The organism is Pseudarthrobacter albicanus (assembly GCF_018224015.1).
In the GTDB taxonomy this organism is placed as follows: Bacteria; Actinomycetota; Actinomycetes; order Actinomycetales; family Micrococcaceae; genus Arthrobacter; species Arthrobacter albicanus.
In genome coordinates, this window is the sequence record NZ_JAGPOT010000012.1 from 1 (window position 1) to 18,761 (window position 18,761).

At 62.1% G+C, this 18,761-nt stretch carries 12 protein-coding genes and 2 pseudogenes; 6 read left to right on the forward strand and 8 right to left on the reverse strand.

Annotation, left to right across the window (positions count from 1 at the left end; all coding sequences use genetic code 11):
* The 4 genes from J9611_RS04475 to J9611_RS04490 form a co-directional block, all read right to left on the reverse strand.
* On the reverse strand, window positions 1-558 hold a 558-nt coding region (locus J9611_RS04475), incomplete at its 3' end, for a transposase domain-containing protein (protein ID WP_211878082.1).
* A 40-nt stretch (window positions 559-598) separates the two neighbouring features.
* Window positions 599-1,492, reverse strand: coding sequence for a glycosyltransferase family protein (locus J9611_RS04480; RefSeq protein WP_211878083.1), 894 nt, complete (start codon window positions 1,490-1,492; stop codon window positions 599-601).
* Window positions 1,493-1,538: 46 nt separating this feature from the next.
* A complete protein-coding gene (locus tag J9611_RS04485) occupies window positions 1,539-2,339 on the reverse strand; it encodes a CgeB family protein (RefSeq protein WP_211878084.1) in 801 nt (266 codons plus the stop codon).
* Window positions 2,340-2,498: 159 nt separating this feature from the next.
* Window positions 2,499-2,735: a hypothetical protein gene (locus tag J9611_RS04490; RefSeq protein ID WP_211878085.1), complete on the reverse strand. Its 237-nt coding sequence runs from the start codon at window positions 2,733-2,735 to the stop codon at window positions 2,499-2,501.
* Window positions 2,736-3,499: 764 nt separating this feature from the next.
* Between J9611_RS04490 and J9611_RS04495 the strand changes: the two genes are divergently transcribed.
* From J9611_RS04495 to J9611_RS04520, 6 genes are all read left to right on the forward strand, one after another.
* On the forward strand, window positions 3,500-4,138 hold the full coding sequence (locus J9611_RS04495; RefSeq protein WP_307857018.1) for a YdcF family protein: 639 nt from the start codon (window positions 3,500-3,502) through the stop codon (window positions 4,136-4,138).
* An 18-nt stretch (window positions 4,139-4,156) separates the two neighbouring features.
* Window positions 4,157-4,438, forward strand: a complete 282-nt coding sequence (locus tag J9611_RS04500; RefSeq protein WP_211878086.1) for a hypothetical protein — start codon at window positions 4,157-4,159, stop codon at window positions 4,436-4,438.
* 211 nt (window positions 4,439-4,649) lie between these two features.
* Complete coding sequence (locus J9611_RS04505) at window positions 4,650-5,348, forward strand: phosphocholine cytidylyltransferase family protein (RefSeq protein WP_211878087.1); 699 nt, start codon at window positions 4,650-4,652, stop codon at window positions 5,346-5,348.
* 334 nt (window positions 5,349-5,682) lie between these two features.
* On the forward strand, window positions 5,683-7,200 hold the full coding sequence (locus J9611_RS04510; RefSeq protein WP_211878088.1) for a metallophosphoesterase family protein: 1,518 nt from the start codon (window positions 5,683-5,685) through the stop codon (window positions 7,198-7,200).
* A 195-nt stretch (window positions 7,201-7,395) separates the two neighbouring features.
* Entirely contained in the window at window positions 7,396-11,061 is a 3,666-nt protein-coding gene (locus J9611_RS04515) for a CDP-glycerol glycerophosphotransferase family protein (RefSeq protein ID WP_211878089.1), read from the forward strand.
* 92 nt (window positions 11,062-11,153) lie between these two features.
* On the forward strand, window positions 11,154-14,942 hold the full coding sequence (locus tag J9611_RS04520) for a CDP-glycerol glycerophosphotransferase family protein (RefSeq protein WP_211878091.1): 3,789 nt from the start codon (window positions 11,154-11,156) through the stop codon (window positions 14,940-14,942).
* 103 nt (window positions 14,943-15,045) lie between these two features.
* Here the strand turns inward: J9611_RS04520 and J9611_RS04525 are convergent, their stop codons facing one another.
* The 4 genes and pseudogenes from J9611_RS04525 to J9611_RS04540 all read right to left on the reverse strand — a co-directional run.
* Window positions 15,046-15,378: a transposase gene (locus J9611_RS04525; protein WP_372447760.1), complete on the reverse strand. Its 333-nt coding sequence runs from the start codon at window positions 15,376-15,378 to the stop codon at window positions 15,046-15,048.
* 410 nt (window positions 15,379-15,788) lie between these two features.
* Window positions 15,789-16,993: pseudogene (locus J9611_RS04530) on the reverse strand (IS4 family transposase).
* A gap of 126 nt (window positions 16,994-17,119) precedes the next feature.
* Entirely contained in the window at window positions 17,120-17,869 is a 750-nt protein-coding gene (locus J9611_RS04535) for an ATP-binding protein (protein ID WP_211878095.1), read from the reverse strand.
* A pseudogene (locus J9611_RS04540) lies at window positions 17,866-18,761 on the reverse strand (Mu transposase domain-containing protein); the annotation flags it as partial. The gene J9611_RS04535 and the pseudogene J9611_RS04540, both read right to left, overlap by 4 nt.

Here is an 18,761-nt window from a genome sequence, read left to right on the forward strand (position 1 = left end):
GGCATCGGTGCCGAAGGCCGCCTCGATCACCGACCGGGTCCCGGCGGTGAGGATCGCGACCATCCGGAGCATGGGGTATCCGGCCTCGCCGTTGGGTCCGCCGCGCGGCTTGGGATACCTCGCCCGGTTGGCCTCGGTGTCGGCCACGGCGATCTGCGTACCGTCGATGGCCACCACCAGCCGGCCGGCGAACCGGGTTACCTGCCGGTTCCCGGTCACCGCGGGGCCCTTGAGAAGGGTGAACAGTTCGCGCAGCGGCGCCGGGCCCACCCGGCGCATGGCCTGGCTCAGCGACGAGGCCGTGGGGTTCTTCAGGGGTGTGGGAAGTCCGGAGACCAGGCGTGAGAAGACCTGTTTCCAGCCCTGGTCGGCGAACAGGACCCCGGCCAGCAGCAGGTAGACCACGACGCGGGAGGGCAGCCGGCGCACCCGCTGTTCCTTGCCTCCGGCCGTCTCGAGGGCGGCATCGACCATCTCGAACGGCACCACGCGGGTCAGCTCACCCAAGTGGCCGGGGGCGAGTACCCCCGGGGCGTGATTAATGGCAGAATCGGACATCGTGGCTCCCGTGGGGGTAGATCAGTCTTGGAGGACCGAACTACTTCAACAGGAGCCACACCTCTTTTCCCGGAGAACACGCCGACGCGGTGGGACTTGACGCTGAACTCCGGCGCCTAACCGAACGGCATTGGGAGTAACTCAGCGCATGCAGCAAATCAACGAGGTAGTTCGGCGCGTAGTAGTCGAGGTCGTCCATCCTGGTAAGGACAGCCCCTGCCGATGCTTTAACGCACAAGTTGAGGCACTCCCCGAGGGTCAGGGTGTCCGGGGCGGCGAGCAGCCTGTACTTCGCCACGCCATGGGCGTGGGCCAGATCAGCCAGCTGGCCCTCGGCGGCCACAAAACCGTGAGTCAGCAGAACGAGCTCCCGGTCCACGCCGTCCTGGCTCCCCGCGGTCTGAAATATGTGGCTCAGCTGTTGCGGACGGGTTGTGCTCACCAAAGCGCTGACTGGGGGGAGATCGACCGGCAGGCATCGCTCCGGCGCGATCGCCCGAACGATGGACTCGGCCCGGTGCGCGTAAGTGTGCTCCCGCCAGATTCGGCGCTGGGCCTTATGGACCACCCGTTCATTGAATTCCGCGTTGGATGTCAGCATCCGCAGCATGTTCTCCGCCTCAGGCTTGGCTTCGGCAACCAGGACCTCATCGTCTTCAAAGAACCGCGGTATCGCGGCGCTGGGCGTCGAGACGACTGGTGTGCCCGAGGCCGTGATCTCAAATATCCGTCGGGCACACATGCTGGGCGATCCGATCTCGGAATTGACATTCAAAAAGGCCTTGTACGCCCGGTATGCGGTCAGCATCTGGGCGTAGCTCAATGAGCCCACTACATGCTTGTCAAACGGATCCGGGAACTGGTACTTCCCTGCCCCTCCCAGCTGGCGGGAGAATATGTCCAGCTCGGCGCCGCCCGTTATTGCTTCGGTCATGGCCGCCCCCAGGAGCATGTCCATCTGGGCGCGCCGTTGGGGGTACTTATGAGCAAAATACATCCCCGCGAAAGCCCCGCGAGTGCCGTCCGTGGCCCGTCCGGACAGGGTTGTGAATGGCTGGCTGCGCGGCAAACGGCAGGGTGTCAACCCTGTCATGGCCCAAATCCCTCACGTAGTCAGGAATGCGGTCCGAATCACTGGTAAAAACATGGTCAAACAACTTGGCTGCCGGAAGAAAATCATCGTAGTGGGGCGGGTCTTCCTTATTCCAGAAGACAGTCGGAATTCCGTGCGCACGGCACCACTCCATGAGTCGGATAAACTCTATGCCCGGGCCGGAGGTACCCGTGAGCTGACCGTGCCAGGATCCCGAATTTCCGTTCCAGGCAGATTCCACGAACAAGAAATCGATCCGGTTTTGCCCCAGCTGATCCCGCCACAGCTCCCTGCGCAGTTCGAGCAGGTTCCATTCGAACGAAAAAGCGGTGCGCGTGAAATCGTCAAGAATCACGCCCACGTTCAGATCCGTGCGCCGCCGTGCCAGTCGGGAGGATTCGTAGGGTGCGAACCGCACCTGCCGGTTTGATCCTCGGCCCGCCCATTCGCCCTCTGGACCCCTGGTGCCCTGCGGGACGGGGATGCCCGGTTCCGCCTTCTGACGCCGTCTCCACTCCTGAAGCTGAGCCATGCCTCCGGACCTCAAATGCCACACGGCTTTTCGCATGCCGTCGACGACGCCCAGCAGTCCCTGATCCTGCGGCTGTGCGGCCGTATCCGGTACGACGTCGCATTCTGCACGCACGGCCCCGGTAGTAAAGCGTGGTGGCGGCGAGGGCCACTGCATCAGGGATCCCTCTGGCTATTCCGCCAAAAGGAAGTTGGGCACGTTTTGTACCTTCATCGAAGGTAGGGGTCTCAGGTAAAGAGAATGGCCGTCCGAGGTGAACGCAGGACTAACGACGCCCGGAGAACCGCTTACATCCGCCCTGCCCAGCCGCAGTTCTCAGTAGGTGACGGCTTTGCACCCGAGCTGGGAAACGCCTGTGGTGAGCACTGTGATTCCCGGGCTGGAGGCACACACCATGTATTTTCCGCGGCTCGAGATCGGCACAACCGTGCGGTAACCGTGGATTCCGCTGATTCTCAGCGCAGCGTTGACGTCCGGCCGGGCAACGTTCGTGGTGGACTTGAAGGTCTTCGACGTGCCGTTCGGAAACTTGACGCAGACGTTGACCGGCACGCTCCGGCTCGGGAAGCTGGGTCCACTATCCAGCCGGTGGCGGTCACGGACTTGTTGGCGCTCGTGCCGGTCAGGCTCACGGTGTCCAGATAACCCGTCGGGGCAGGCGCAACCGCCGCCGCGAGGGCCCTGCAGCCCAGCAGCGTGTTGCCCTCCTTGAGGGGCTCATCCAGATGCCGTAGGCGCAGACGCGGTACTGGCCGGACCGGGTGATGGCAATGCTGACCTTGCAGCCATGGCGGCCGGACACGGACAGCGCCGCACGGCGTCGTCGGTTGCCGCTGCCGATTTGTCGGCCAGCTGGACCGTCACCAACGTGGATTTCATGGTCCCTGCGAGCGGTGCACTCACGTAGGTGTACTCGGATTTGGCCTGCCGGCCGGCGGCTTCGGCCGGACAAAGTCGTCGACCTGTGGTGTGGGAGAAGGATCCGTGACCGAGGGGACGGCCACCGGAACTCCCGCATCAATCTGCGTCGCGGCGGAGGCTGCCGGTGGCAGCGCGGCTGCCAGCATCACGGCGGCAATGACTGTTGCCGCTATGTTCAGTTTTCGCAAGATTGCTCGCTTAAGGGTGAGACCTAAGGTTGAGACCTGTTGGTGAGACCTACGTGGGTGCCCACTGCATGGGCGTCAATTCACATCTGTCACCCCACACACTTTCGTCACTTCTTCCACAAGGGCGGCGCCATTTTCCCTGTGAGTTTTGGCGCAGGAATTTCCCACCATTTCGCCCAGTCGACCACGCGTGAAAGACTCTGACCCGTGCTTCCTTCCGTCCCCGCGGTTATTACCGCAACCCGCAGGGCGCTTGCCTTCACCGCCGGGGGCTTCCTGCTGTGGCTGATCGTCGCTGTGCAGCTCTTCGTCAACACCGACCTGTTGAGCGTGCACCGCACGGATGCCGTCATCATGCTCGGGGGCGCTGCCTCGGAACGATTGCCCGCGGCGCAGCGCCTGCAGCAGGACCTTGGCATCCCCGTCCTGGTGCTTTCCTCCACGGACACCTTCGGCAACAGGGCGGCCGACGACGTCTGCCGCTCGGCCGCTTTCCCGAACCCGTCGTTGGTCTGTTTCCGGCCACCGGATCTGGACACCCGGGGCGAAGCGCGGGCGATTTCCCGGATCGTGGCGCTCAACGGCTGGAAGTCCGTCACCGTGGTCACGTCCAGCTACCATGTCACCCGTGCCGGACGGCTGATAGGTCAGTGCACGACGGCGGACGTTCAGATGGTTGCCTCGCACCCGGATCTCGACCCAGGCCAGTGGTTGCGGCATTTTGTCATCGAAACCGGGGGCCTCATCGACGCGTCCCTACGGCCCGAATGCGCGGATCAGCCGGCGGCAATGTCAGAATTGATGGACATCAGGTTGAAGCCGTCAGCCCGATTCATGGTCGATTGAGGCGAGGAGGACGAGACCTTGGAAGACCCTGCCTACGGCGCTCCCCCGCTGGTCGCCGCCCCGCGGCACCTGCGCCGCCGCCGACATCACGAGGACATCCCGGACTCGCTTCTGGTCCCCGGCGCGCGGCCGCTTCCACGGGCCCCAGAGCGCCCCGCGACGGCCAAGCGCGCCGCCGAGCCGGACATGGACGACGAGGAAGTGACGTACAGCCGCAAACGCCTCACGGCGCTGGTGGCCGTCACATTGGTTGCCGTCGCCGTCCCGGCCTTGGTCATCGCGCTGCTGCTGCTGGGCTGAACAAGGCAGCGCCGAACTTAACACGATATTGAAATTAACGCGACATTAACGTCCGGTGGCCTGCAGCATTGGCGCCCTGTCACTCAACCGTTATGCTTGACCCCGGGGGAAGCTCCCTTTGGCCCGTGCAGACGGTTCCGGGGTGGTCTCGAGTGATGCCACGGCTCGCCGCTCCCGCCACCAGGATCGCTCGTCGAAGAGGAATAAGCATATGAAAATCCAGGCCGTAATTCTTGCCGCCGGAATGGGCACGCGGTTGGCGCGTCCGCACCCCAAGCCCATGACCGAGCTCAGTGATGGCCGGACCATCATGCACCAGCAGGTCCAGAACCTGCAGAACAAGTTTGGCAAGAGGCTTCTGCTCACCATTGCCGTCGGTTTCAAACTCGAGATGATCCTCGAACACGTGCCTAACGCTTCCTTTGTGTACAACGAGAACTTTGACCAGACCAACACGTCCAAGAGCCTCCTGAAGGCCATCCGCAATTCAGCCAAGGGCGGCGTGTTGTGGATGAACGGCGATGTTGTGTTCGACCCGGACATCCTGGAGATGCTGATCCCCTACATCAAGCGGGATGAATCATTCATCACCGTTGATGTCTCCTCGGTATCCGACGAGGAAGTCAAGTACACCACCGACGCTGACGGCAAGATCCAGGAGCTCTCCAAGAGGGTGGCCGCCGACGTGGCCCAGGGCGAGGCTGTCGGCATCAACTACGTCAGCTCGAAGGACAAGAAGAAGTTCCTCAAGCGCCTCATTGAGGTCGACGACCAGGACTACTTCGAGGGCGCGATCGAACTGACCATCAAGCAGGACGACGTCAAGTGGACCCCCGTGGACATCAGCGAGTTCTATGCCGTTGAGGTTGACTTCCCGGACGACCTGATCCGCGCCAACGCCAGCATCTAGGGGCAACAGCAAAGGGCCACATCAGCAAGTGCGACAGATCAAGAAGCTAGCATCGCGACGGGAGGCCGTTCGGTGGGCATTTGGCGGCGCGATCGGCTTCACCGTGCTGGGGCTGTCCGAGTCCACCGGCGGCGCAGGCGTGGATCCGCAGCCTAGTGCGTCGGAGCCCCAGCCCGGTGCTGCGCCGGAGCCACAGCATGGTGCATCGTCGACAACCTTGGACGGCACAGTCACAGCTGGGCCCCGGCGCGTGTCGCGTCTGCCGTACCGGCGGCTCGCGCGCGGGCCTGCTATCGAGACAGAGATTCGTGAGGAACTGTGCCCCCGGAGCCGCGTGGCGAACGGCAAGCGGTCCGGGCTGGCCGCTTTCGGGCTCCTGACTGATTCGCATGTGCTGGACGCGGCGAATCCGGGGAGGCTGTCCTTCCTGTGGCAGTACTTGGACTTCTCCGAAGGATTTCCGAACTCCGGGAAGTTCAGGCCGCAAGACCTGTTGACGATTCAGGTGTTGAACGCAATGGTAGGAAAACTCAATGCCGTGGGGCGCGGCCCTTTCAGCCAACGAGCCCTGGATTGCCTGGTGATTACCGGTGACCTCACGAACTCATATGCCCTCACTGAATTGTCGGCGGCGGTCGGCGTGTTCAAGGGTGTGCCGGTGAGCTCACACCCGGCCGGCAGCTATGAGGGGATCCAGGATCACGGTCCGGCCCCCCTCGAACTGTCCAAGAGCATCTGGCATCCCGAGCCTGAAACCTCGCTGTTGCCCCCGGACGACTGGAAAACCCGTCACGGTTATCCCGCAGTTCCGGGATTCCTCGCCGCGGCGATTAAGCCGGTGGCAGCAGAAGGCTCGGATTTCCCCTGGTACATCGGCGTGGGTAACCACGATGAAGCCGGCCGGCCGGAGTCCGGTCCGATTTCGCCGAAAGCTAAGTTCGTCGATGCTGTTCGAATCGGCGACCGTCTTCCCACCCGGCTGCCCCGTGGTCTGAACCCAACGGACTTCTGGAAAACAGTCAGGAGTTCCGATGACGCTGAACGCCGGCGTCTCATCGCGTCCATGACGTCACGAAAAGTGAGTGGCTCCAAACTTCGGCGAGCGTTCAGCAAGACTGAGTTCATGGACGCCTGGCCGCAGGATGCTGGGAATGCCCGGTTTGTCTCCGGCCCTAATTCACGAGTTGAGCCCTACTACACCTTCGAGCTGTCGCCGGACGTTACGGGCATCATGCTGAACACCGCGAGCCCGGATGGAGGCACTGAAGCCGCGCTGGACGCCGCCCAGGCCGACTGGCTGGAGGAAGAACTCCGGCAGGTTTCCGGGAAATTCTATGACGCGAAGGGCAAGCTCACCACCTCCAAGGCGGAGGATCGCCTGATGGTTTTGTTCGGCCACCATCCGCTGTCGGGCTTTTCCGAGAAAAAGCACCCATCCGACGGCGGGCCGCCGCCCCTGAACCGATCAGCGGTCCTGGGACTCCTCACCCGTTTTCCCAACGTGGTCGCGTGGATGAATGGCCACGGGCACAAGCACAGGGTGGTCCCGCACAAAACCAAATACGAATATGGCGGATTCTGGGAAATCACTACGGCCTCGCTGATCGACTACCCGCAGCAATCGAGGATTGTTGAACTCCTGGACAACGGAGACGGGACGCTGTCCATCGCGGCCACTCTGGTAGACCACTCGGCGCCGGAGAGCGTGATCTATGAAGGAGGGCACACCGCCCGGTCCCTGGCCGCCTTAAGCCTCGAACTCGCCATCAACCGTCCGGGACTTGACCGCGAAGCGGTCATGGGACGCGCCGGAGACCAGAATGTCGACTTGCTCCTGAGGAAACCCTTCTGAAGGTGTCGCCACGGGATCGGCCACTCGCTGGCCGCCGTGCAACGATTTACTCGTATCAAATGATCATGAAGAGACAACCACCGGTTGGACCACTCGAGAGAAGCGAAGACAAGAATGCCAGGTCGCAAGCAGAGCCAAGCCATAGCTGCGTTGAAAGCTACCGCTGAGAGGAACCTACGTCGCGTATGGCGGGCAATGCCCCCGGAGCAGCAGCAGCAGATCCGTAAGGTGGCACACCCCGCCAACGTGGCAAAGGCGCAGCGTGCTGTCACCGCGTCACCGGCCACGCCGATGCAAAAGCCGCAGGTCGCACTCGTCATACTTGTGACCGACGATGCGCCGGACCCGACAGCGACATTACAGAGCCTCGTGGGCGAGAAACCTGCCGCAATGGAAATGATTGTGGTGGATACGTCCGCCGAAGAAGAGGGCCGCATCCCCGCGCAGGCGTTCGCCAATCGGGACGTTCGGGTTAAGTACCTCGCCTTCGCGGAAACCACTGAGGAAGAGGCACGAAAGAGTGCAGTGGCTGGAACTGCGGCCGGCTGCGTGATGTTCGTAACCGCCGGCGACCTGATGGAGAAATCCAGCCTGCAAGCGATGTTCAAAACCCTCAAGGAAACTGGTTCGTCCTTCTCCGTCGGCATGACCGGCGTCATGAAAGGCAAGACCAGTACCACGCCGCTGTGGCAGCGCGAACTCCATGGCATTCCGCGGCCGGCTGCTGCGCTTTCCGAGGTCCCGGAGATCCTGGCGGACGGTGTCCTCGCCAACAAACTCTTTGACCGCGACTTCTGGATTTCAGCCACGGATGACATTGGAGCGGACCGCCATCACTGGCAGTTCGAAGTGATCCCTACCCTTTACTCCCGGGCCCAGTCCTTCGACATCTTGGATCTCAAGGCAGTCAATACTTCCTCAGACGTTGCCATCCGCCCTCCGGTGCGCGAACTGCTTTGTGACATGCAGTATCTGGAAGACCGTCTGCACCGGCTGGAATCCCTGGCCGCCGAAATATGCCGGACCTCGACGACTGAGGTTTATCGCCGTGCCCTTTCCCAAGAGCTGGGCAATGGTCTCTTCCGTTTCTACGAGGTTGTCCCTCGCACCGAGCAGGCGTACTGGGATCTGCTCCACGCCACCGTTCGCCGTCTCAGCGACGGCCAGGAGTTGGACTGGGAAGCCATCAGGATCCACAACCGGCTGATCCTTTCGGCCGTCCTCGCGGACAGGCGCGAGGACGTGGTCCGCATTTGTAACCACCGAAGTGACCACAGTTCCAGCTTCCCCACTCGGATCACGGATGACGGCCTAGTCGCGCAGCCTCGGTACCTGGATGAACTCTCGGAGTACGACCCGAACCTCTTGCCCTGCCGGGATATCGACCTTCGGCTGATCAGCAAAATGACGCACTTCGCCTGGCAGGCTGACGGGCAGCTGGAAATTGGCGGTCATGCTTATATTTCGTCGGTGGACCCTCTCGAAGGCGACCTCTCCATCCAAGCGTCCCTGGTCAACGCCGACACCGAGGAAGCCGTCCAACTGACCGTGGAGCGCCACTCCGACGCATCCATCGACTGGGAGTCCAGCGATAACTGGACCTCCTACGCCGAAGCCGGTTTCCGCACCACAATTGACCCGGCCGTGATGTTGGACGCAGACGCAGACCCGGCCGTGCCCCCCGCCAACTGGTACGTTCTTCTCACCGTGACCGCCGGCGGCCGGTCACTTTCCGCGCCGTTGAGTCGACGCGACCTAAACGGAGCCACCGGCCAGCTCCCGGTTGGCCCGATGCTGGATGTTGCCCGGACGGCCGTGGAGATGCGCCCGGCAACCACCGGCCTGACCTTTGTTCCGGTCACACCCCTGTATGTGGCGACCTCTCTGGAGCTCATCGGACGGACCCTCACCCTGAACGTAGAGGCCCATTCGGCACCCGTTGCCGCCAAGGTGTCAATTGAGTCCCGTAAATTCGGCATCCGGAAGACGGCGACCTGCCTCAGCGTGGACGGCAACACTGCGGTCTATGTCGTCGACGTCCCATCGCTCGGATCTGGCGCTTCCGCCACCGTCGAGTATGAATGGCATTTGCGCTTGGACAGCGGCTTCAAGACCCCGCAGCCGGTGGCGTGGCCCGAAGGTTCCACGGAGTTCGAAGCTCTGTCCGACCAGACCCGCAGCCTCAGGCTGGGCCTGACAGGATACGGGTTCATCACCGTTGAGGAGCGGAAGACCCGCGTCATTGCTTCCGCCGTCGAGGTGTCGGCCGACGGGCGCACCCTTCGGGTCGAAGGCACAGCCGACCTGCCTGTCATTCACGCTCCCCGCTTCGTACTCTCGAGCGGAAAGGCAGTCATCCCCGCGACGGACGTTGCGTTGACGGTCCGCACCAACGACGGTAGCAACGCCTTTACCGCGGACTTCCTGTTGCCCCAGAACCCCTGGGATGGTGAGGAAGTGATGCCGGAGATCGGTGCCTACAGCGTGCGTTTCGTTCCCCCGGGGGTCGCGGACCACCTCGGGTACTGGTTCCCGGCGTCGTCAGGGCTCCAGACGCAGATGCCCCGACGGATTGAAGCGGACCGGCTGGAAATCGGCGTGAGCCGCACGGCCAAGACCGCGGCGCTGACCATCCACCTTCGGCCTCCCTTTGGTTCTGACGAGGTGGGAAGATTCAACCAGCAAACGCTCCGCACGCCGGTAACCGTGGGCGGGGATGCCGAGCTCACTGACGCCATCCTATTCATGTGCTTCGGCGGACGTCGCGCGACTGACAGCCCACGTCGCCTCCTGGAGGAATTCCAGAGCCGGGGAAGCCGGTGGCCCATGTACTGGGCTGTTGCCGACTTCTCGGTGCCCGTGCCCGCTGGAACCGAACCGGTGCTGATCGGTTCCCGGCTGTGGTACCAGCTCCTGTCCGAAGTCCGCATTCTAATCAACAACAACAACTTCCCGTTCTACTTCCGCAAGCGCGAGGGTCAGGTCTACATCCAGACCTGGCACGGAACACCCCTCAAGAAGCTCGGCAACGACGTTGCCCGCACCAACTTCTCGCTTTCGTACTGGAACCTGATGTGGCGCGAGGCGGAGTATTGGGATGCGCTGCTGGCGCAGAACGACTACGCCGCCGGGGTCCTTGCCAATTGCTTCGGCTTTGAGGGACGGGTTGTGACGGAGGGCTATCCCCGTAACGACAGCCTTACCCGAGAGCGCATGGCAGAGGACCGCCCGGCCATACGCCGGCGGCTTGGCATCCCCGAGGGCAAGACTGCGATTCTTTACGCGCCAACCTGGCGCGACGACGCCAAGAACGCCTCGCGGCAGTATGAGATGGTCACGTACCTCGATTTCGAAAAGGCCCAGCAACTGCTCGGCGACGACTACGTGCTGCTTCTGCGCGGACACCACAACATCGCCGGCCAGCGGCAGACGGCGGCAAACAAGTTTGTCATCGATGTGACCGAGTACCCGGAAGTCAACGACCTCTACGCGGCCGCGGATATCCTGGTGAACGATTATTCGTCCGTCATGTTCGATTTCTGTGTCACGGGCAAGCCGATCATCTTCCTGACGCCGGATATCGAGCAGTACCGGGACTCGACCCGCGGCTTCTACTTTGATCTCGAAGAAAAGGCGCCCGGTCCCCTGCACAACACAACGGAGCAAGTCGTTCGTTCCATCAAGAACATCTCTTCGGTTTCGCGCCGCTACGCGCCCAAATATGAGGCTTTTGTCGAGGCCTTTGCCTCGCAATGCGATGGAGAGGCCACCCAACGCGTGTTCGATGCGCTGTGGCCGGAAGTCCCAGGCGCTCCGGTGCCGGTGGGATCCAGCCGCTCGTCTTCACCCGCCGAGAATTAGGCGGCCGCGGCCGGGGCACGAATACGAGCATTGCCAGTCGCCAGCCGGTTTGAACCTGATGACAGCCACGAACTTAGGACGCAGCACAAATCATGAGCCCCGCGCAAAATACGATCGAACATGGCCTTATTCTTGAAGAACGGAAAGAATGGGCCGCCGCCGTTGAGGTCTACACCGCATTACTCGACGGCGCGAACGCTGCCGACGGCGAGCTAGCTTTCCGGCTCGGTCATGCCCACTTCCACCTCCGGCAGTTCGAGGAATCAGCCGCGCATCTCCAAGAAGCAACGGTGCTGGAACCAGGCGTAGCTTCGTGGCACTACCGCCTGGGCTTCGTCCAGGAACAGCTGGGGAATTACGACGCCGCCGTGGCGGCTTATAAGTCCTCACTCGCCCTGAAACCCGGACGGAACCGATGGGCGCATCGGCTGGGTACAGCAGAGGCTTCGGCACGAGCAGCTTCACTTGAAATGCGTGGCTCCGAGGGCCACCGCAAACGAGTGGAGGAGTTGGTGGAAAGCAAGGCCCCTTTGTGGCAGCAGATCGCGGCGCTGACTGACGGCTTGCGTGTCAACAGCGACGATCCTGCATGGCTCGTCCAGTTGGCTGATGCGCAGTTCTCGATGAACAGGTTCGCCGAGGCCGGCGAGAACTATGCGGCTGCGGCGCTGCTGAAACCTGAACAGGCGGATCTCCACTTCCGTGAGGGCTGGTGCTGGGAGCTCCTAGAGCAGCCCGGCAAGGCCCGCCGCTCCTACCAGCGGGCTGTCGCTGCCGATACTGAGCTCCAGGCGAAAGCCTTCGGCGTAGGAGTGTTCTTCCAGAAAAGGGGTCGATGGGTAGCCGCCGCGGATGCGTTCAGGAGTGCCCTTCGTCATGAACGAACGTCAGCTGAGCTGCACTACAAGCTCGGCTATGCCCTAGTGCGCTCTTACAAGTGGCGCGAGGCCATTGAATCGTTCCGGTCGGCCGTGGCCGGGGATCCCACTGTTCCACAGTGGCATTACCGCTTGGGCTTCGCCCACGAGCGGCTCGCTGAGTGGAATAAAGCTGCTTCCGCCTACGAATACGCGATTAGTCTGCATAGTCCCGCCCCCTCGTATTGGTACTACCGCCTGGGCTACGTTCGTACTCAGGCACGCGACTTCGAAGGCGCGTGCATGTCGTTCGCCGCCACGCTCAAACCAAAAACCGAGGCTGTCACCGCGGGGCAAGACCGGCCGGTGGGCGTCTATGAGGAAAAACTCCTTGCCGAGGGCCTGGACGCCGCGCTGAGATCACAGTCAGCCCAACGGTGCTTTGAGGCAGGGGAACGCCTGGAGCTCCGGGGAATGCGCCCTCTCGCCGCGGAAGCCTTCGACGCCGGCGTCAGGCGGCTGGAGAGCCACTCCCCCAAGGCTTATTACCGATTGGGCCGAGTGCTTCAGGAAATCGGGAACTTTGAGGCGGCTAGCCGTGCCTACCTGGAGACACGCGTGTTCAGGCGGGCACATGGCGTCGACACAGCTCCCTATCGTAAGAACATAGAGCTCAATCAGTCGATGGTCTATACCGAGTACCTTGAGGCGCTCCCACTGGCTCCCTCGACCGTACTGTACGAGAGCGGCCACGGAAGCTCGGTTTCCTGCAATCCCTTGCAGATCTGCCGGAACCTCCTGGACGATCCTCGGTTCGACTCTTGGACTCACGTATGGGCGCTCAATGACAAGGACCGAATTCCGCACGAGCTGGCTGGCCGGAAGAACGTCATCTTTGCCGCCCGCGATAGCGACCTTTACCTGCGCTATCTGTCCACTGCGACGTATCTGATCAACAACAACACGTTCCCGCCCTATTTCGTCAGGCGTGAGGGACAGAAATATTTGAACACATGGCACGGGACTCCGCTCAAGACCCTGGGCCGCGACATCAAAAACGGCTTCATGGATCATCGGAATGCTGCGCGGAACTTCCTGCATACAACCCACATGATTGCTCCGAACCAGTTCACCGCAGAGTGTCTCATCGAAAAATACGATGTCGAGGGCATCTTCGCAGGACAACTGGCAGTCACAGGGTACCCGCGCATCGACGCCACCGTTGGAGCCAGTGAGCAGCAAAAGCTGGAGCTGCGCCGTCATTTGGGGATAAACGACGGCCAGAAGGTCGTGCTCTACGCACCCACTTGGCGCGGCTCCCTTGGCTCGCTCGAGACGGGCGACGTCGACGTTCCAAGTGTTATGGAGCAGCTTGCGACGCTTGACTGCGTGCCGTTGTACCGAGGCCACGCGCTGACGTCCAAGGAGGGGACCCAAGGAGCGCTGGACAAGTTCGTCGTGCCGGACGACATCCCGACCAACGACCTGCTCGCCGTAGTGGATGTACTCATCACCGACTACTCCAGTATCTTCTTTGATTTCATGGCGACCGGGCGACCCATCGTCTACTTTGCCTACGACCTTGATGAATACGCTTCTGAGCGGGGACTGTACTTTGACTTAGAAACACTGCCAGGTCGTGTGTGCGTCGAAACCACGGGGCTGCTCCATGAAGTCTCAACTGCCCTTCAGGTTGAGAAGCGGACGGACGAGAAGTACCTGCGCGGTATGGACACTTTCTGCGCCATTGAAGACGGATCGTCCACTCGACGAGCGATCGACTTCTTCTTCTTCGATGCTACTGAATGTGTCGTTCCACTGGATCGAAGCCCGAAGCACAATGTGCTCTTCTATCAAGGTTCGTTCATTCCAAACGGAATAACCACGTCGTATCTGAATCTTGTAAGCAATGTGGACAGCGTCAGCAATCGAATGTTCGTAGCGATCGACCCATCCGCCGTCAAATCCGAAGAAGGGCGACTGGAAAAGTTTGCCCAGAATCCAGGGCATGTCCAGGTTCTGGGGCGGGCGGGCATCCAGCTCGTGACCGCGGAAGAACGATGGGTGATCGACAAGTTCAACGCCACCGGAGACCTCGCAACTCCCGAGCTCTGGGACATCTACGATCGTGCCTTCAAACGGGAATTCCGTCGCCTGTTCGGCGACGCCCGCTTCGATTCAGTGGTCTGCTTTGAAGGCTACGCAAGGTATTGGGCGGCACTGTTCGCAAACACCACCAACAATGCAACCAGAAAGTCCATTTACCTGCACAATGACATGCACCGCGAGTGGCGCCACCGCTTCCGTTACCTGGAATCTATGTTCCGGCTCTACGGGAAGTACGACCAACTGGTGTCCGTCACGAAAAGCGTCAACGAAGAGAATATTCGTCAATTATCCGAAGCGTTCGAGCTGCCGGAGGCTAAATTTGACTACTGCAACAACGTGGTCAACGCCGAAGAGGCGAAGAAACTGGCCGCTGATCCGCTTGAAGAAGATCTGCACGAGTGGATGGATGCAGGGTCCACGAACTTTGTGACACTCGGACGCCTGTCTCCCGAGAAGGGTCACGCCAAACTCATCCGCGCGTTCGCTGAAATAGTCGAGGCGAACCCCAATTGCAAGCTGACAATCCTCGGCGATGGACCGCTGCGGCAGGATCTGCAGGATCTGATAGAAGACTTGTCACTGGAGCCCAATGTGTTCCTGGCCGGGTTACGATTCAACCCGTTTCCTGCGCTGCAGCGTGCTGACTGCTTTGTTTTCTCGTCAGACTATGAAGGCCAGGGGCTCGTTGTACTCGAGGCCTTGATTCTTGGGAAGCCCGTGATCTCCACAGACGTTGTAGGCCCCAGAAGTGTGCTGGAGGACGGCTACGGCCTTCTAGTCGACAATAGTGTTAATGGTCTTGTTTCCGGCATGAATCAATTCCTAGAGGGAAAAGCAAAGGCCCAGAAATTCGATTATCTATCTTACCAGGACGAAGCAATTAGCAAATTTGAAAGCGTAGTACTAACGGTCTAAGGTGCGTTCGCAACATAGGAATTGAGCCCTCGGGCCTCCTGCCCAGCGCAGAGGCTGCGGCGCGGATGCCGAAGAAAAGCCGGGAACAAGCGGCCCTTCCCATTTAGCGGTGATTGAGGGTTGTCCGCCTGTAGGGGCGGTGGCCACCGGCTGCGAATAGGCATCGGAGTCTGTAGTTGGTGAAGTTGCGGAAGCCGCGAGCGATGCGGCGGGTGGTTTCGCTGACGCCGTTGGTGGCTTCCGTGGGGCCGTTGGAGGCGCCGCTGGTATCGAAGTAGTCCAGGATCACTGCCTTCCAGTTCCGGTAGGTCGGGCCGATGCGGGCGATTTCCGGGATCGGGCAGGACGGGAACGCCGCCAAGATACTGTTGACTGTTTTCCTGCCTTTGTCCGGGCCGGGCGTGCATGGTGGATCGAGCGGAGTTTCTAGTAGCACTGCCAGACGGGGGTGACTTCATGGTTCGGATCACCTTGTTCGAGCTCAGCCCCGATCTGCAGGCTTCGCCGGATGCCTTAGAGCGGGGTCCCTGGCATGTCCGCGCCGGCGAGGCCGGACGATGCGTCATACCCGAAAACAAAAACCGCGGCCGGTCCCGAAAACAATCAGGACCAGCCGCGGATCGGTGGATCACGGCTAAGGCCAATACCGTTCAGTTAGTGTCTTGAATGCTGATTTTGGGACGGTGTTCGGGCTGTGGGTGTTGGCCGTGGCGGGAGCGTTTTGCCGCCCACTTGAGCACCTTGCGTTTGACGACTCGCGGGTTGGAGCGTCGTCGGCGGACCGGGTTGAGGCGGTGGAGGAGTTTTCGGATGGCGCTGGTCCAGATTGCGGCCGTCGCCCCGGGGTCACGAGGGGGAAAAAGAGCCCTGGACGACCGAGCGTCGGGCGATGCGCAGGGCGGCGACGAACGAGATCCTGTCGGGATCGTGGCCGGCATGGGCGGCTGCGCCGGCCATGAGCGTGCGGATGGCGTAGTGGCAGCACAGGTGCCCCCAGATTTCCTGCTGGACGAGGTCCGGGGATTTGGACCGCAGCACGCTTCGTGGCCCGCGTTGGTGGGTTTTCAGCTCGTCGAAGGTGTTCTCGATCTCCCACCGTTCGGCGTAGACGGCCGCGAGGTCCTCCGCGCTGGCCTCGCCGGGGTCCAGGATCGTGCTCAGGAGCCGGTATTCTTCCGGGTTGCCCCGACCGTCATCGATCGTGTAGTCGATGACCCGCACGGTCAGCGGTGTCGTCGAGGTCCGGTTCTTGCCCGAGGTCGGGATGATCGTGGCCAGCCAGGAACCGTCCGGCAGGGTTTCCAGGTATCGGGGGCGGAGGTTTGTTTTGACGCGCCAGAGCAGGTCAGCGCCCGTGGCGGCGGCATGCTGCCAGAGCCGGAACCCGTAGAAGCCCCGGTCCGCGAGGACCAGCATTCCAGGCCTCAACCGTCCGACCAGCTCCCGGGACAGCTCGATCTCCGAGGTGCTGCAGGGGCCGGTTTCGGCGTCGAGGATCGCATGGGTGCCGCATTCGGCCAGCGCCACCATGCGGGCCTGGGGAAACGCGGACTGTTCACCGCGGCTGGACGCCGGGCGTCCGAAGAAGTCTGCGTTCGCCGGCGTGTCCGCCAGGTCAAGGCACGTCCCGTCGATCGCGACCAACCGGCGGCCGGCCAGCCACGATCCCGGCGTGCCGGCTTCGGCCAAGGGGCGCGCCACACGGGCGAAGAGATCCCGCACGGGCTCGAACCCCAGCCTGGACCTCGCCTGGAAGATTGCCGATTTCGACGGCGGCACCCATGATTCGGACCACCCCGAAGACCACGAGAGTCCGTCCGTGAGCTGCTCGAACACGTCCTCATAGGAGCCCTCCGAGTGCAACGCCATCCCGATCGAGAAATACGCCATCACCGGGCCGGCAACGACCGGTTCCGGCGCTCCGTGCGACCGGCATCAGCGATCACCGAATCCACGACGTCAGCAGGAAACACCCGCGTCAGTAAACCCACCGACACCAAATCCGACAACCGGCGCCCGGAAACCGGCTTCACCCATCCAGAACGAGGCATAACTCCAGAATACTGAGTATTTGAAGCCCTGAGCGCCACCCATTCGTGCGGGTGAGCGCCGGGGAGAGTGCCAGAGAGCGCCAGCAGTCGCGTGGCTTGGCGCCGCTGACGCTCTCTGTCACAGGATTAGGCGCTCACGAGTGCTGCGTGTTCGCGCATGTTGTAGTTGCCGGTCTCGACCCAGATCGTGTTGTGGATGATCCGGTCCATGATCGCGTCCGCATGGACGCGGGAGCCGAGCCGCTGGTGCCAGTCCTTCTGCAAATACTGAGTGCAGAACACTGTTGAGGTCTCGCCGTAGCGGCGCTCCATCAGTTCCAGCAGCATGCCTCGCATCGGTTCCGTGGGTCGATCCAGGAGCCACTCGTCGATGACCAGCAGCGTGAATGCCGCATACTTTCGCAGGAATTTACCGGAACCGTCGGGCTTGTCTTGCGCGGCGACCCATTCTTCCTCGAGGTCTGGTCTACGGACGTAATGTGCGCGGATTCGGTGCTCGCAGGCGCGTTTGGCGACCGCGCATCCCAGATACGACTTCCCCGACCCGGTGAAGCCCTGCAAGACGACGTTCTGCTGCCTGCCCACGAACGAGCAGGTGCCCAGCTGGGTCAGCAGCTGCCGGTCAAGACCGCGCTCGTCGAGAAGATCGATGCGGCGCAAATCCGCGTTCGGATAACGCAGTCCTGCCCGCCGGATCAAGCCGGTCACCTTGGAATGCGTAAATGACGAATAGGCGTCATCGACGACCAGCCGGACACGATCCTCGAACGGCAAGCTGATACTCAGCCTCTCGTCTTGGGTATCGATGGCCTCCAGCAACTCGCCCGCGTTCATCTCGCGCAGCTTGCGTTTGGTCTCCGCATCCAGGCGGCTCATCGAGCCCCTCCGGCGTAGTAGGCGCCCCCCGCACGTATCCGCCATCGTCTCCCTCCGGCTCATCAGGGACGATCCCGGTTTTGTCCTGCCCGGTATCCAGGATCGGCCGCAGGTGGGCGTAGCGGGGCGATCGTATCGGCCCCCGCAGCGCGAGCTGGCTGGCCGCTTCCACCCGGGCCGGGGAGAACCGGCGGGACAGGCGCAGCACCGCCAGGGCCGGGTCGTATCCGGCCTCCTCGACCGGCACGGACTCGAAGATCTTGCTGATCACCGTCACGGTTGCCGGGCCCATCCGTAACGCCCATTCATCGATCCGGGCCCGGGTCCCACGCCTGCCAGCTGCGACCCTCCGGAAGGTCCGCCTCGTTCGTCTGATGCTGGTTCGCCGTCGTCGCTGGCAGCAGCAGGTGGCTGGCGAGGCGCTCATCGCTGCGATAGATCTCCAGCATGGTCTCCGTGACACGAAGATCAACATTCGAGCCGATGTGGGCGAACGGCACGGAGTAAAAGTTCTTCGCCCAGACCACGTGGCCGTTGCGCCCAACTTTGCGCCCATAGGTCCAGGTGCTGATCTCGAACGCCACCGCCGGCAGCGGTTGCAACACCGGCTTCTCCTCGGCGGTGAACACGCTCAGCCGGGAGCCTTCCCGCTTCTGGAACGGCTGCCTGTTATAGGCATCGATCTGCTCCCGAATCCGTCTCCGCAACTGCGCCAGGCTCGTGAACACCTCTTTCCTCAACCCGGCAATCACCCAGGTGGCGACGTGCGAGACAGTGTTTTCCACGCTCGCCTTGTCCTTCGGGTGCCTCACTCGGCCCGGTAGTACCGCCGCTGAATAATGCGCCGCCATCTCCCGATACGCGTCGTTGAGCACGACCTCGCCCTCGCGCG